Source organism: Hydrogenophaga sp. T2 (genome assembly GCF_049843535.1).
In the GTDB taxonomy this organism is placed as follows: Bacteria; Pseudomonadota; Gammaproteobacteria; order Burkholderiales; family Burkholderiaceae_C; genus Hydrogenophaga; species Hydrogenophaga crocea.
On the sequence record NZ_JBBHZJ010000002.1, the window covers coordinates 114,113 to 127,582 of the forward strand.

At 72.9% G+C, this 13,470-nt stretch carries 9 protein-coding genes; 3 read left to right on the forward strand and 6 right to left on the reverse strand.

Going from position 1 to position 13,470, the window contains the following annotated elements:
- Positions 1–4: 4 nt before the first annotated feature.
- From bchL to bchF, 5 genes are read right to left on the reverse strand one after another with little or no spacing between them, the layout of a single operon-like run.
- Complete coding sequence (gene bchL / locus WDZ95_RS04135; protein WP_425776424.1) at positions 5–931, reverse strand: ferredoxin:protochlorophyllide reductase (ATP-dependent) iron-sulfur ATP-binding protein; 927 nt, start codon at positions 929–931, stop codon at positions 5–7.
- On the reverse strand, positions 928–4,659 hold the full coding sequence (locus WDZ95_RS04140) for a magnesium chelatase subunit H (RefSeq protein WP_425776426.1): 3,732 nt from the start codon (positions 4,657–4,659) through the stop codon (positions 928–930). The genes bchL and WDZ95_RS04140 overlap by 4 nt, the downstream gene beginning before the upstream one ends.
- A 7-nt stretch (positions 4,660–4,666) precedes the next feature.
- On the reverse strand, positions 4,667–6,223 hold the full coding sequence (gene bchB / locus WDZ95_RS04145) for a ferredoxin:protochlorophyllide reductase (ATP-dependent) subunit B (RefSeq protein ID WP_425776428.1): 1,557 nt from the start codon (positions 6,221–6,223) through the stop codon (positions 4,667–4,669).
- A gap of 2 nt (positions 6,224–6,225) precedes the next feature.
- A complete protein-coding gene (locus WDZ95_RS04150) occupies positions 6,226–7,515 on the reverse strand; it encodes a ferredoxin:protochlorophyllide reductase (ATP-dependent) subunit N (RefSeq protein ID WP_425776430.1) in 1,290 nt (429 codons plus the stop codon).
- Positions 7,500–8,027, reverse strand: coding sequence for a 2-vinyl bacteriochlorophyllide hydratase (gene bchF / locus WDZ95_RS04155; RefSeq protein WP_425776432.1), 528 nt, complete (start codon positions 8,025–8,027; stop codon positions 7,500–7,502). The genes WDZ95_RS04150 and bchF overlap by 16 nt, the downstream gene beginning before the upstream one ends.
- 277 nt (positions 8,028–8,304) lie before the next feature.
- Here bchF and WDZ95_RS04160 point away from each other — a divergent pair, with 277 nt between their 5' ends.
- The 3 genes from WDZ95_RS04160 to WDZ95_RS04170 are packed head-to-tail and all read left to right on the forward strand — an operon-like array spanning position 8,305 to position 11,264.
- A complete protein-coding gene (locus tag WDZ95_RS04160; RefSeq protein WP_425776434.1) occupies positions 8,305–9,120 on the forward strand; it encodes a cobalamin B12-binding domain-containing protein in 816 nt (271 codons plus the stop codon).
- A gap of 52 nt (positions 9,121–9,172) precedes the next feature.
- On the forward strand, positions 9,173–10,615 hold the full coding sequence (gene ppsR / locus WDZ95_RS04165; RefSeq protein ID WP_425776436.1) for a transcriptional regulator PpsR: 1,443 nt from the start codon (positions 9,173–9,175) through the stop codon (positions 10,613–10,615).
- The gene (locus tag WDZ95_RS04170; RefSeq protein ID WP_166230755.1) at positions 10,602–11,264 is read left to right on the forward strand and encodes a biliverdin-producing heme oxygenase; all 663 of its coding nucleotides are present in this window, start codon (positions 10,602–10,604) and stop codon (positions 11,262–11,264) included. Before ppsR ends, WDZ95_RS04170 begins: the two co-directional genes overlap by 14 nt.
- 1 nt (position 11,265) lies before the next feature.
- On the opposite strand, the gene WDZ95_RS04175 is transcribed toward WDZ95_RS04170, so the two are convergent.
- Complete coding sequence (locus WDZ95_RS04175; protein WP_425776439.1) at positions 11,266–13,470, reverse strand: GAF domain-containing protein; 2,205 nt, start codon at positions 13,468–13,470, stop codon at positions 11,266–11,268.

Genomic DNA, 13,470 nt, shown 5'->3' on the forward strand with positions numbered 1-13,470 from the left:
TCCTTCAGTCGTAGCCCAGCAGGTCGAAGATGTCGCGGTCCTTCATGGGCACCGCGGGCAGCGGGTCGCTGCCGCGCCACAGGGCCTCGGCCAGGCGCAGGTACTCGTCCTGCACCGCCTTCACCTCGGGCGAGTCCTCCATCTCGAACAGCGTGGCCTTCTTGAGCCGGCTGCGGCGGATGGCGTCGAGATCGGGAAACCGCGCGGCCAGGCGCAGGCCGGTGCGCGAGGTGTAGCGGTCGATCTGGTCGGTGGCCTGGCTGCGGTTGGCGATCACACCGCCCAGGCGCACGCCGTAGTTCTTCGCCTTCGCGCCGATGGCCTGCACGATGCGGTTCATCGCGAAGATCGAATCGAAGTCGTTGGCGGTGACGATGAGCGCGCGGTCGGCGTGCTGCAGCGGCGCGGCGAAGCCGCCGCACACCACGTCGCCGAGCACGTCGAAGATCACCACGTCGGTGTCGTCGAGCAGGTGGTGCTCCTTGAGCAGCTTCACCGTCTGGCCCACCACGTAACCGCCGCAGCCGGTGCCTGCGGGCGGGCCGCCGGCCTCCACGCACATCACGCCGTTGTAGCCGGGGAACACGAAGTCGTCGACGCGCAGCTCCTCGGGGTGGAAGTCGACCGCTTCGAGCGCGTCGATCACCGTGGGCAGCATCTTCTTGGTGAGCGTGAAGGTGCTGTCGTGCTTGGGGTCGCAGCCGATCTGCAGCACGCGCTTGCCCAGGTGCGAGAACGCGGCCGAGAGGTTGCTCGAGGTCGTGCTCTTGCCGATGCCGCCCTTGCCGTAGATGGCAAAGACCTTGGCGGTGCCGATGCGCACCGCGGGGTCGAGCGCGACCTGCACGCTGCCCTCGCCGTCTTCGTGTGGCGCAGGCGCGCCGCGGGATCGCCGCAAATCGGTGATCGGTATCGAGGTGGTGGTCATCACGCCCTGGCTCCTTCGTAAACGCCTTCGATGCGGTCTTCAAGTTCCTCGCCCGCGCGCTGCAGCGCGTCCAGCATGGCCCCGTCGGGTTGCCAGAAGTGCCGGTCCACCGCCTCGATGAGGCGGTGGGCGATGCGCGCGGACGAGTGCGGGTTGAGCGACGCGAGCCGCTCGCGCATCTCGGGGTCGAGCACAAAGGTGCGGCTGAGCTGTTCGTAGACCCAGGGCTGCACCTGCCCCGTGGTGGCCGACCAGCCCATGGTGTTGGTCATGTGCACTTCGAGCTGGCGCACGCCTTCGTGGCCGTGGGCCAGCATGTCTTCGTACCAGCGCGGGTTGAGCATGCGGGTGCGCGTCTCCAGCGCCACCTGCTCGCCGAGCGAGCGCACGCTGCCGCCGCCGTCGCTGGCACAGGTCTGGTCGCCGATGTAGACCGGCGCCACCGGCGCATGGGCGCCGCGCGCGCGCTGCACCGCGCGGCTCACGCCGCCCAGGGTGTCGAAATAGGTGTCGACCGTGGTCACGCCGAGTTCGACCGAATCGAGGTTCTGGTAGGCCAGCTCGACGCGCGAGAGCACGCCCTGCAGCAGTTGCGGCTGCGCCTGGGGCCGGCCATTGCGACCGTAGGCGAAGCCCTTGCGGCGGGTGAAGGTCTCGGCGAGTTCGTCGGTGCCGTCCCAGCGGCTGCTGTCGACCAGGCTGCTCACGTGCGCGCCGTAGGCGCCCTCGGCGTTGCCGAACACGCGCAGGGCCGCGGTTTCCAGGTCGCCACCGTGCGCGGCCTGGTGGGCGAGCGCGTGGCGGCGGATGGGGTTGAGATCGAGCGGCTCGTCGGCGCTGGCGGCGAGCCAGGCGGCCTCGGCGAGCAGGCGCACCTGCAGCGGCAGCAGGTCGCGGAAGATGCCCGAGAGCGAGATCGCCACGTCCACGCGCGCGCGGCCGAGCTCGGCCAGCGGCACCAGCTCGGCGCCCGCGAGGCGGCCGTAGCCGTCGAAGCGCGGCCGCGCGCCCATGAGGGCGAGCGCCTGGGCGATCGGGCCGCCCTCGCTTTTGAGGTTGTCCGTGCCCCAGAGCACCATGGCGATCGAGGCCGGCAGGCCGTGGCCGTCGGCGCGGTGGCGCTCGAGCAGGCGTTCGGCCTGGCGCGCGCCGTCGCGCATGGCGTAGGCGCTGGGCAGGCGGAAAGGGTCGAAGCCGTGCAGGTTGCGGCCGGTGGGCAGCACCGCGGGCGTGCGCAGCAGGTCGCCACCGGGTGCGGGCCGCACGAAGCGGCCGTCGAGCGCGCGCAGCAGGCCGTCGATCTCGGTGTCTTCGCCGAGCTGGCGGTGCAGCGTGCGCAGCGTGTCGCCCAGGCCCTCGGGCAGCCCGGCGTCGGCGGCCGCGCCGCCGGCCAGCACGGCCTGCAGGCGCACGGCGTCCAGGCGCAGGCCGTGGGAGGCCTCGGCGCTCGCCTGCAGCAGTTCGATCAACTGCGCGGGCGTGGGCACGCGCCCCACCACGTGCAGGCCGTGCGGGATCAGCGTGTATTCGAGTTCGAGCACCTGCGCGGTGAGCGCGCCCATGCGCGCGTCGGCCTGCGCGCCCCAGGGCGGCTCGGCCTCGCACAGGTCGAGCAGCGCGGCCTGCGCCTGCGCCATGGTGGCGAGCTCGGCGCGCTCGGCCTGCGCCTCGGGCTCGGTGCGGCGGTGGCGCTCGACCACCTCTTTCAGATCGACCAGGCCCTTGTAGAGACCGGCCTGCGACACCGGCGGCGTGAGGTGGCTCACCAGCGTGGCGGCGGCGCGGCGCTTGGCCAGCGTGCCTTCCGAGGGGTTGTTGGCCGCGTACAGGTAGACGTTGGGCACGTCGCCGATCAGGCGGTCGGGCCAGCAGCGCGCGCTCAGGCCGCTCTGCTTGCCGGGCATGAATTCGAGCGCGCCGTGGGTGCCGAAGTGCAGCAGCACGTCGGCGCCGAAGTCTTCGCGCAGCCAGCGGTAGAAGGCGCTGAAGGCGTGCGTGGGCGCGAAGCCGCGCTCGAACAGCAGGCGCATCGGGTCGCCCTCGTGGCCGAAGGCGGGCTGCACGCCCACGAACACGTTGCCGAAGCGCTGGCCATAGACGAACAGGCCGCGGCCGTCGGCCTGGTGGCGGCCAGGCGCCGGGCCCCAGTGGGCCTCGATCTCGGCCAGGTGGCGCTCGCGGCGAACGTGCTCGTCGGCCGGGATGTGGTGGAACACATTCACTGGCGTGCCGTGCGCGGCCGCGTTGCCCTCGAGCAGCGCGCGGCGCAGCGCGTCCACGTCGGCGGGCAGCTCCACGGTGTAGCCCTCGCGCTGCATCGCGGCCAGGGTGTTGTGCAGCGACTCGAACACGCCGAGGAAGGCCGCGGTGCCGGTGTTGCCCGCGTTGGGCGGGAAGTTGAAGATCACCACGCCGACCTTGCGCTCGGCGCGGCGGCTGCGCCGCAGATCGACCAGGCGCTGCACGCGCGCGGCCAGCGTGTCGGCGCGCTCCACGTCCACCTGCATGTCGTGGATGCCCGCGGCGGGCTGTGCGGCATCGCCCGCGCTGCGCCCGCCGTAGACCATGGAGCCGGTGGCGCCGTCGAGCTCGGGGATGGCGACCATCATGGTCGACTCCACCGGCATCAGGCCGCGCTCGGAATCGCCCCACTGCTCCAGGGTCTGGAACTCGAGCGCGTTGACCGAGAGGTAGGGCACGTCGAGCCGGGCCAGCGTGTCTTCGGCGCCGCGCGCGTCGTTGTAGGCCGGGCCGCCCACGAGCGAGAAGCCGGTGAGCGAGACCAGCGCGTCGATCGCGGGCCGGCCTTCGTGCATGAAGAAGCGTTCGATCGCGGGCCGGTTGTCCAGGCCCGAGGCGAAGGCCGGCAGCACGCGCAAGCCGCGCGCTTCGAGCGCGGTGATCACGCCGTCGTAGTGGCGCGTATTGCCCGCGAGCAGGTACGAGCGCATGAGCAGCAGGCCCACGGTGCCGCGCTGGCCGGTGCGCGCCACGGGCGGCAGGTCCTGCACGCGCTCGGTGAGGCCGTCGGCCAGGCGCGGGTGGTACAGGCCGACCTCGGGATAGCTGCGCGGCAGGGCCGGCGAGAGCGTGCCGCGCAGGTGGCGGCCCGCGCCGTCGGCGTAGCGGTCGACCAGGTGCAGCACGAGCTGCACGATGTTCTCCTGCGAGCCCGCGAGCCAGTACTGCATGCTCAGGAAATAGGCGCGCACGTCCTGCGCGGTGCCGGGGATGAAACGCAGCAGGCGCGGCAGGTGCTGCAGCATCTTCATCTGGCGCGCGCCCGCGGCGCTGCGCTGGCTGGCCTGGGTGGCGGGATCGGCTGCGGCGGCGTCGCCCTCGCGGTCGCGGCCGCGCAGCTTTTTCAGCAGCGCCATCGGGCCGCTCACGGGCGCGTCCATGCGAAAGCGCCCCATGCGCGTGAGCCGCATCACCTCGCCGGCCGACATCAGGCAGACCATGGCGTCGCACCGGTCGCGGCGCGCACGCAGCGCGGGCAGCACCGGCAGGAAATGGTCTTCCATGAACAGCATGGTGACCACCACGATGTCGGCGCGCGCGATGTCGTCGAGGCAGGCCTGCAGGGCCTGCGGGTCGTTGCCGAACACCGAGGTGGTGTGCACGCCCAGGCGCAGGCCGGGCACGCGCCGTTGCAGCTCGGCGTCGGCGCGCAGGGCCGCGTGCGCGAGGTGGCTGTCCATGGTGACCAGCACCACGCGCGGGGCGGGCACGGACGGCTCAGCGGGCGAAGTGCGCTTTGGCATCGTAGAGCGTCTCCAGCGTGATCGTCGCGATGCCGCGCTCGCGCGCGTACAGCTCGGTGTTGCGCCGCGCCTTGGGCCGCACGAAGAACGGCACCTTGCGCAGCTCGCGCTCGGCCTCGGCGCCCCAGTGCGGGGTGTTGGCGGCTTCGGCGGCCACGGCCAGCGGCGCCACGGCCTCGGGCGCGAGCGCTTCGGGCGCCGGGCTGGCGCCACCGCCCAGGTGCGACGGCGCGGCGTCGGGGTGGAACTCGTGGTCCTCGCGGAACATGCCGATCAGGTGCTCCTCCAGGCCCATCATCAGCGGGTGCACCCAGGTGTCGAACAGCACGTTCGCGCCTTCCATGCCCATCTGCGGCGCGTAGCGGGCCGGAAAGTCCTGCACGTGCACGGGCGCCGAGATCACGGCGCAGGGCACGCGCAGGCGCTTGGCGATGTGGCGCTCCATCTGCGTGCCCAGCACCAGGTCGGGCTGCAGCGCGGCGATGCGCGCCTCGACCTCGAGGTAGTCGTCGGTGATCAGGGCCTCGCAGCCGTGCGCCTCGGCCGCCGCACGCACCTCCCGCGCGAACTCGCGGCTGTAGGTGCCGATGCCGGCGACCTCGAAGCCCATTTCCTGCGCGGCCACGCGCGCGGCGGCCACCGCGTGGGTGGCGTCGCCGAAGATGAACACGCGCTTGCGGTGCAGGTAGTTGGCGTCGACCGAGCGCGCGTACCAGCGCGCGCGCGAGGTGGTCTCGGCGCGCACCGCGGTGGCGTCCACACCGGCCAGCGTGGCCAGTTCATCGATGAAGTCGAGCGTCGCGCCATGGCCGATGGGCACGGTGCGCGTGGCCGGCTGGCCGAAGCTGCGCTGCAGCCAGGCCGCCGCGGTGCCCGCGATCTCGGGGTAGAGCACCACGTTGAAGTCGGCGTCGGCGATGCGCGCGAGATCGTCCACGCCGGCCCGCTCGGGCGCCACGAGGTTGACGGTGATGCCCAGCGCCTCGATGAGGCGGCGCACCTCGACCAGATCGTCGCGGTGGCGAAAGCCCAGCGCACACGGGCCGAGGATGTTGCAGCGCGGGCCGGGGCTGCGCTCGGCCGGTGTGAGCGGGCGCGCGAGGGCGCGCACCACGCGGTAGAAGGTTTCGGCCGCGCCCCAGTTCTCCTTGCGCTGGTACGAGGGCAGTTCGAGCGGGATCACGGGCACGGGCAGGCCCATGGCCTGCGCGAGCCCGCCCGGGTCGTCCTGGATCAGCTCGGCGGTGCACGAAGCGCCCACCAGCAGGGCCTTGGGCGCGAAGCGGCGCACCGCCTCGCGCGCGGCGGTCTGGAACAGCGCGGCGGTGTCGCCGCCGAGGTCGCGCGCCTGGAAGGTGGTGTAGGTCACGGGCGGGCGCTGCTCGCGCCGCTCGATCATGGTGAACAGCAGGTCGGCGTAGGTGTCGCCCTGCGGCGCGTGCAGCACGTAGTGCACGTCGCGCAGCGCCGTGGCCACGCGCATCGCACCGACGTGCGGCGGTCCTTCGTAGGTCCAGAGCGTGAGCTGCATGGTCAGGCCGCGAGCCGGCGCGCGCGCTCGAGCGGGCGCACGAACAGGCCGGCGAGATCGGCCGCCTGTTCGAAGCCCTGGATGGGGGAGAAGACGAGCTCGATCGACCACTTGGTGCTCAGGCCGCGGGCCTCGAGCGGGTTGGCCAGGCCGAGGCCGCAGACGGTGAGGTCGGGCCGCGCGGCCAGGCAGCGGTCGAGCTGGCGCTCCACGTCCTGGCCTTCGACGATGCGCGTGTGCGCGGGCAGGCGTTCGAGCTCGGCCGCCAGGTGCGCGCGGTGCAGGTAGGGCGTGCCGACCTCGATCAGGTCCATGCCCATTTCGCGCGACAGGAAGCGCGCCAGCGGCAGTTCGAGCTGCGAGTCGGGGAAGAAGAACACGCTGCGGCCTTCGAGCGTGGGGCGCAGCGCGGCGAGCGCGCGCTGCGCGCGTTCGCGCGCCGGCTGCAGCACGGCCTCGATGCGCTCGTCGGCCACGCCGCAGGCGCGCGCGCCGGCACGCAGCCAGTCGGCCGTGCCTTCGACGCCGAGCGGGAACGGCGCGGGCAGGCGCTGCACGCCGCGCGCTTCGAGCGCGCGCGCGGTGTCGGCGAGAAAGGGCTGCGCGAGCAGCATGCGCGTGTTGGGGCCGATGGCGGGCATCTCGCGCGCGCGCCGCGGCGGGAAGAAGCGCACCGGGCCCGTGCCCATGGCCTCGAACAGGCGGCGGAACTGGTCCTCGACCACGTCGGCCAGCGTGCCGACCACCAGCAGTTCGGCCGGCGCGGAGGGCGGCAGCGCGGGCAGCTGCGGGGCCAGGGCCGCGAGGCAGCTGTCTTCGCCCTGGGTGAAGGTGGTCTCGATGCCGCTGCCGCTGAAGTCCACCACGCGCACCGCGGGCGCATGGCGCGTGTTGAGGCGCTGCGCGGCGCGCGAGAGGTCGAGCTTGATGACTTCCGACGGGCAGGAGCCGACCAGGAACAGCAGCCGGATGTCGGGCCGGCGCTCGAGCAGGCGGTTGACCACGCGGTCGATCTCGTCGTTGGCGTCGGCCAGGCCCGCAAGGTCGCGGTCGTCGATGATGGCCGTGCCGAAACGCGGTTCGGCAAAGATCATCACGCCCGCGGCCGACTGGATCAGGTGCGCGCAGGTGCGCGAGCCCACCACGAGGAAGAAGGCGTCCTGGATGCGGCGGTGCATCCAGATGATGGCGGTCAGGCCGCAGAACACCTCGCGCTGGCCGCGCTCCTGGATCACGGCGGGCGGGGCGTCGCAGGCCGCGGCCTCGCGGATCGGGATCACGCGCGCGTCCATGGCGCCTCCCGGTTCGCGGTGGCGGGCGCGGCGTGGCGCACTTCCTGCAGCCGCGCGGCGCGCAGCTTGAGCAGGAACTGCGTGGCGTTCACCACATAGGCCGCATAGGCCGCCAGCGCCACACCCATGAGCGTGTGCGGCGCCGTGGCGCCCTGCCACAGCAGCACCAGGTAGAGCGTGTGCAGCGCCAGCACCAGCATGCTGAACACGTCCTCCCAGAAGAAGGCCGGCGCGAACAGGTAGCGGCCGAAGACCACCTTCTCCCAGAGGCAGCCCGTGACCATGATGGTGTAGAGCACCAGGGTCTTGAGCACCACCGAGGCATGCGCCCAGGCCAGGCCCTCGCCGGTGGCGAGAAAGCGCAGCACCAGCCCGAGGCTGACCGCGAACACCAGGAACTGCAGGGGCGCGAGCACGCCCTGCACCAGGGTCCAGCGCGTGGCGTCGCGCCGCGCGCGCTGCTCCGGGGTGTAGAGCGCCGGCAGGGGGGTGAAGGCCACGTTCGGGTGCATGCGACCCAATCTAGCCGTGACGCCCCAAAGTGTCAACTGATATTGACGTCATCTCAGATTGACACCTAACATGTCACCCACGGGACCATCGCGCTCATCGCCCGGCTTTGACGGCAGACGCCGAGGAGCGTAGAAGCACGGTTGGTGCCCGGGGAGACAAACCGGTGGCCGGTGGGCACCGGTGGGACGACTGGCCCGCACTGAACGCGCCCTCCTTTGGCCCTGGTCAAAGGTTCGTGCCTCAGCGATGCGCTTTCGCGGCGAGAGGACACAACCAATGATCATGTTGAGCACCCCCGAACCTGCACACGCCGCGCCTGTGGCGATCGGCCAAGGCCATGCGAGCGTGCTGAGCCAGACGCTCAACCGCAGCATCATTCCGCGGCTGATCGAGGCACACCGCCCGCACCCGTCCGCCCCGCCCGCCGAAGCCCTCTCCGAGCCTGCGATCACGGCCTTCGCCCGCCTGCTGCTCGCACCCGACCCCGCCCCCGCCTTCGAGCACATCGAGGTCCAGCGCCGCCGCGGCCTGTCGATCGAATCGCTCTACCTCGACCTGGTCACACCCGCCGCGCGCCTGCTCGGTGAGTGGTGGGAGGTGGACGAGTGCAGCTTCACCGACGTGACGCTGGGCGCGGGCCGGCTGCAGCACCTGCTGCGCGACCACAGCCTCTCGCGCGACCTTGCGCTGCAGCCCGTGGGCGATGGCCGCCGCGTGCTGCTCGCGCCGGCACCGCGCGAGCAGCATTCGCTGGGCCTGCTCATGGTGGCCGAGTTCTTCCGCCACGCGGGCTGGGACGTGCACGGCGGCCCCACCGAAGCCGGCAGCGACCCGGTGCGCTCGGTGGGCCGGCACTGGTACGACCTGGTGGGCTTCTCGCTCGCGGCCGAGGTGCACGCCGAGGCCCTGCAGCGCACCATCGCGCAGGTGCGCAGTGCCTCGCGCAACCCGCGCATCGGCATCCTCGTGGGCGGCGCGGCCTTCCACGCCCGGCCCACGCTGCACGGCGCGCTGGGCGCCGACCTCGCGCTCGCGGACGCCGCGCAGGCACCAGCGCTCGCGCTGCGCTTTCTCCAGCAATTGCCACGTTAAACTGCCGCGGGTGAACGCACCGGAATCCGACTACCTGTCTCGAAAGACCCGAATGTCCAAGGGGCTCCCGGCGAAAAGCGCCAAGCGCTTCTCCAAGCCTCAGGCCTTTCTGTCGGATCTCGACGCCCGCACCGTGGCCGAACTGCTCGGCGCGGCCAGCGACCTGGTGCTGCTGCTCGATGAAAAAGGCGTGGTGCGCGACGCCGCGCTCGGCCAGTCCGGTCTGCCCGAGGCCCTGGTCACGGCCTGGGTCGGTCAGGCCTGGCGCGACACCGTCACGGTCGAAAGCCAGCCCAAGGTCGACGACCTGCTGCGCCTCGCGCTCGACGGCCAGACCGACGCCAAGCCACGCCAGATCAACCACCCCCAGAGCGGCGAAACCGATCTGCCGCTCGATTGCGTGATCGTGCCCCTGCCCGCGCGCGGCAACCGCAAGGGCCGCCCCGCCGTGGTGTTCTGCCGCGACCTGCGCGGCCCGGCCGCGGTGCAGCAGCGCCTGGTGAGCGCGCAGGCCTCGATGGAACGCGACTACTGGCAACTGCGCCAGGTGGAGAACCGCCACCGCCTGCTGTTCCAGACCGCGAGCGACGCGCTGCTGATCCTCGACGCCGATTCGCTCAAGCTGCAGGACGCCAACACCGCGGCCCACCAGCTGTTCGGCGAGGCCCTGCAACGCAGCAGCTGGCGCCTGGCCGACGGCGTGGAAGCCGCCAGCCGCACGGCCCTGCAGGCGCTGCTCGCGCAGCTGCAGGCCACGGGCAAGTCGGAGGCGCGGCGCGTGCGCCTGGTGGGCCGCAGCAAGCCGGTCGATCTGCAGGGCCACCTGATCCGCCAGGGCGCCAGCGGCCAGCTCGTGCTGCGCGTGCTGTTCAACGGCGCCGGTGCGCCCACCGAAGACCCGCGCCGCGAACGCCTGGCGCAACTGGCCGAGCTCTCGCCCGACGCCTTCGTGGTCACGGGCCCCGACGGCCTGGTGCAGGCCGCCAACCGCGCCTTCCTCGATCTGGTGCAACTGCCCACCGAAGAACGCGTCACGGGCCAGTCGCTCGAACGCTGGTTCGAGCGCGGCGGGCTCGACCTCAACGTGCTCATGTCCAACCTGCGCCAGCGCGGCGAGGTGCGCCTGTACGCCACGCGGCTGCGCACCGAGTACGGCGCGGGCATCGACGTCGAGATTTCGGCCGCGGCCGCGGGCGGCGAGCTGCCCGCCATGGGCTTCGCCATCCGCGACATCGGCCGCCGCCTGGCCGCCGAGCCCGTGGCCGGCGGCCGCGAGCTGCCGCGCTCGGCCGACCAGATGACCGAGCTCGTGGGCCGCGTGCCGTTGCGCGAGATCGTGCGCGAAACCACCGACCTGATCGAGCAGCTGTGCATCGAGGCCGCGCTGGCGCTCACCAACGACAACCGGGCCTCGGCGGCGGAAATGCTGGGGCTCTCGCGCCAGAGCCTGTACGTCAAGCTGCGCCGCTTCGGGCTCGCCGATGGCGGCGAGTGAGCCGGCGGCCGGCTCGCTCGCCCAGCGGCTGCGCACGCAAACGGCCGGCGCCCACCGCGAGGCCGAGCGCACGCCCCTGATGCAGGCGCTGATCGCCGGGCGCGCGGGCCGGGCGCTCTATGGCCGGCTGCTGCAGCAACTGCTGCTCGTGTACGAAGCCCTGGAGCCGCGCGTGGCCGCGCGCGGCCAGCACCCCTGGCTGGCTGGCGCCTGGTCGCCGGCGCTGGCGCGGCGGCAGGCCCTGCGCGCCGACCTCACGGCCTTCGGCCTGGGCCCGGCAGCGCCGCTGCCGGCCACGGCCGCCTACGTCGAGCGCCTCGCCGCCATCGACGGCGCATCGCCACAGCCGCACGCGCGGCTGCTGGCCCACGTCTACGTGCGCCACCTCGGCGACCTGAGCGGCGGGCAGATCCTGCAGCGCGTGCTGGCGCGCGCCTTCGCGGGCCACGGGTCGGCCACGCCCGCCGCGGGCTTGAGCTTCTACGACTTCGGCAGCGCCGAGCAGCGCGACGCGCTGGCGCAGCGCCTGCGCACCGCACTGGCCGCGCTGCCGGCCGAGGGCGCCGAGGCCGATGCCGCGGTGGACGAAGCGCTGTGGGCCTTCGAGCAGCACCTGCGGCTGTTCGACGCGCTCGGCGCGCCGGCCTGATTCAGCCCAGGCGGCGCAGGCGGTCGTAGAGCTGGGTGGCGCGCCGCGTCGAGGCGTCGACCTCTTCGAGCAGGCGGCCCACGATGGCGAGCGAGCCCGCGTCGGCCACGTCCATGGCCGCCATGTGCGCGCTTGCGAGCATGGCGCCCAGCAGGGGGTCGGGCACGCCACCGCCCTCGGGCGTGGGCGCCGCATCGCCCGGGCGCTGCAGGCTGCGCTCGAGCAGGGCATTGAGGCGTTCGCGCGCGTCGCTGGCGCGGCGCGCGTCGCCGAGGTCGTCGAACACCAGGAAGTGGCCGAGCACGCCGCCATCGCGCCCCGGCACCACCTCGATGCGCAGCGAGACCTCGACACCCGGGCCAGACCCGGCACCGAGCCGCCAGGCCTGGCTGTGCGCGCGGCGCTCAACGGCCAGGCGCTGCAGGTGGGCCAGCAGCTGCGGGACGTCGCCGAGCACGGGCGCGAGCTCGTGCAGGTGGCGCGCAGGCAGCGGCGCATGGCCGGCCATCTCGAACAGGCTGGGGCTGGCAAACAGCACCTGCAGGCGGTCGTCGAGCAGCAGCAGGGCCTTGCTCACCTCGGCCACGCGGCCGCGCGTCTGGCGCAGCTGCTGCTCGGCGATCAGCAGCCGCACGCAGTTCACCTGCACGATGATGTCGGCCAGCGAACGGCCGAAGGCGCGCGCGAGCGCCTTCTCACCCTCGGACCAGGGGCGCGCGGTGTCGCGCACGATCTCGGACCAGGCCGCAAACGAGCGCCGCGGCGACAGCGTGAGCGGGTCGTTGCCCACCACGGGCTTGTGCGGGTCGCCAGCCCAGGTGATGCTTTGCAGCTGCTCCTTGCGCAGCCACACCAGCAGGTCGCCGGGCGAGGCCGACAGCGGCACCGCGAGCACCCCGGCCGCGTGCGGCGTGAGGCTCGCGAGCTCGGGCGCGGCGCGCGCGACCGAGGTGCAGCTGAACAGGCCGTCGTCGCAGCCGCCGTGGGCCACGCGGTCCTGCACCCACTGCAGCAGGCGGCGCAGCTCGGGGGTGGAAGGCACCTCGCCCGCCGTGAGCATTTCGCCGTCGCAGTACAGCGCGGCGCCGTCGGCATCCACCGGCTGCAGCAGCGCCGCGGGGTTGCGAAACAGCGCCATGCGCCAGTCGCCTTCGCTCGAAGTGGCCTCGATCAGGCGCTGCTCGAGCCGGCGCACCTGGATCGCCACCTGGGCGTGCGCGTAGCTTTCGATCGCGGTGATGCGCGTGGCCACGAGCTCGCCGAGCAGTTCGATGGCGGCCCACAGCGGCGCGCTCAGGCGGCGCGGCTGGTAATGGTGGCAGGCCACCAGGCCCCAGAGCCCGCCATCGCGCACCAGCGACACCACCAGCGTGGCCGTGACGCCCATGTTGCGCAGGTACTGCAGGTGCAGCGGCGACATGCTGCGCAGCCGGCAGTGCGACATGTCGAGCTCGCCGCCGAGCTCGGGCACGGCGCGCGGCACGAGGTCGGCCGCGGTCGCGTTCACGTCGACCAGCACGCGCACGCGGTTGAGCAGGTACAGGTCGCGCGCGCGCTGCGGGATGTCGCTGGCCGGGTAGTGGTGGCCCATGAGCGATTCGAGCCGCGGGTCGCGCGCCTCGGCCACCACCTTGCCGTGGCCATCGGGGTCGAAGCGGTAGACCATGACGCGGTCGTAGCCGGTGAGGTCGCGCAGGCGCCGCACCACGGCGTCGCAGAGCGTGCCCACGCTGGTGGCCGCACTCAGGCGCGCCACCGACTCGCCCAGGTGCTGCATGAGCAGATCGGGCGGCAGCTCGGCGCATTCGATGACCGCGTCCGCGCCGCCGGCGATCGGGCGCGGCTCGAGTTCGAGCACGCGGCAGCCCTGGCGGTCGTGCACGGTGGCCAGGAAGGGCAACTCGCGGCCGTTCACCGCGAGCGCGCAGGCCTGCGGCAGCGTCGCGGGTTCGGGCAGCGGCTCGGGGAAGGCGGTGTTCACCGCGTCGGCCAGCCCGGCGTCGAGCGCTGCCAGCGGCTGGCCCAGCAGGGCGTCGAACGGGCGGCCCAGCAAGGCAGCGGTGTTGCCGCTGGCCTGCACGATGCGCAGCGCCGGGCCGTGCAGCGTGAGCAGCACCCCATGCGGCTGTATGCACCCCGCAAGGTGGATCAGCTCGCGCTCGCAGTTGCTGAGGTCGGCATCCCCGAACGCCGGCTCTTCGTTCAA

What these genes read in the sequence shown, in the direction of transcription:
- bchB (WP_425776428.1), bottom strand. Translation starts at nt 6,223, where the DNA reads ATGCAGCTCACGCTCTGGACCTACGAAGGACCGCCGCACGTCGGTGCG.
- WDZ95_RS04150 (WP_425776430.1), bottom strand. Translation starts at nt 7,515, where the DNA reads ATGGACGCGCGCGTGATCCCGATCCGCGAGGCCGCGGCCTGCGACGCC.
- bchF (WP_425776432.1), bottom strand. Translation starts at nt 8,027, where the DNA reads ATGCACCCGAACGTGGCCTTCACCCCCCTGCCGGCGCTCTACACCCCG.
- WDZ95_RS04160 (WP_425776434.1), top strand. Translation starts at nt 8,305, where the DNA reads ATGATCATGTTGAGCACCCCCGAACCTGCACACGCCGCGCCTGTGGCG.
- ppsR (WP_425776436.1), top strand. Translation starts at nt 9,173, where the DNA reads ATGTCCAAGGGGCTCCCGGCGAAAAGCGCCAAGCGCTTCTCCAAGCCT.
- WDZ95_RS04170 (WP_166230755.1), top strand. Translation starts at nt 10,602, where the DNA reads ATGGCGGCGAGTGAGCCGGCGGCCGGCTCGCTCGCCCAGCGGCTGCGC.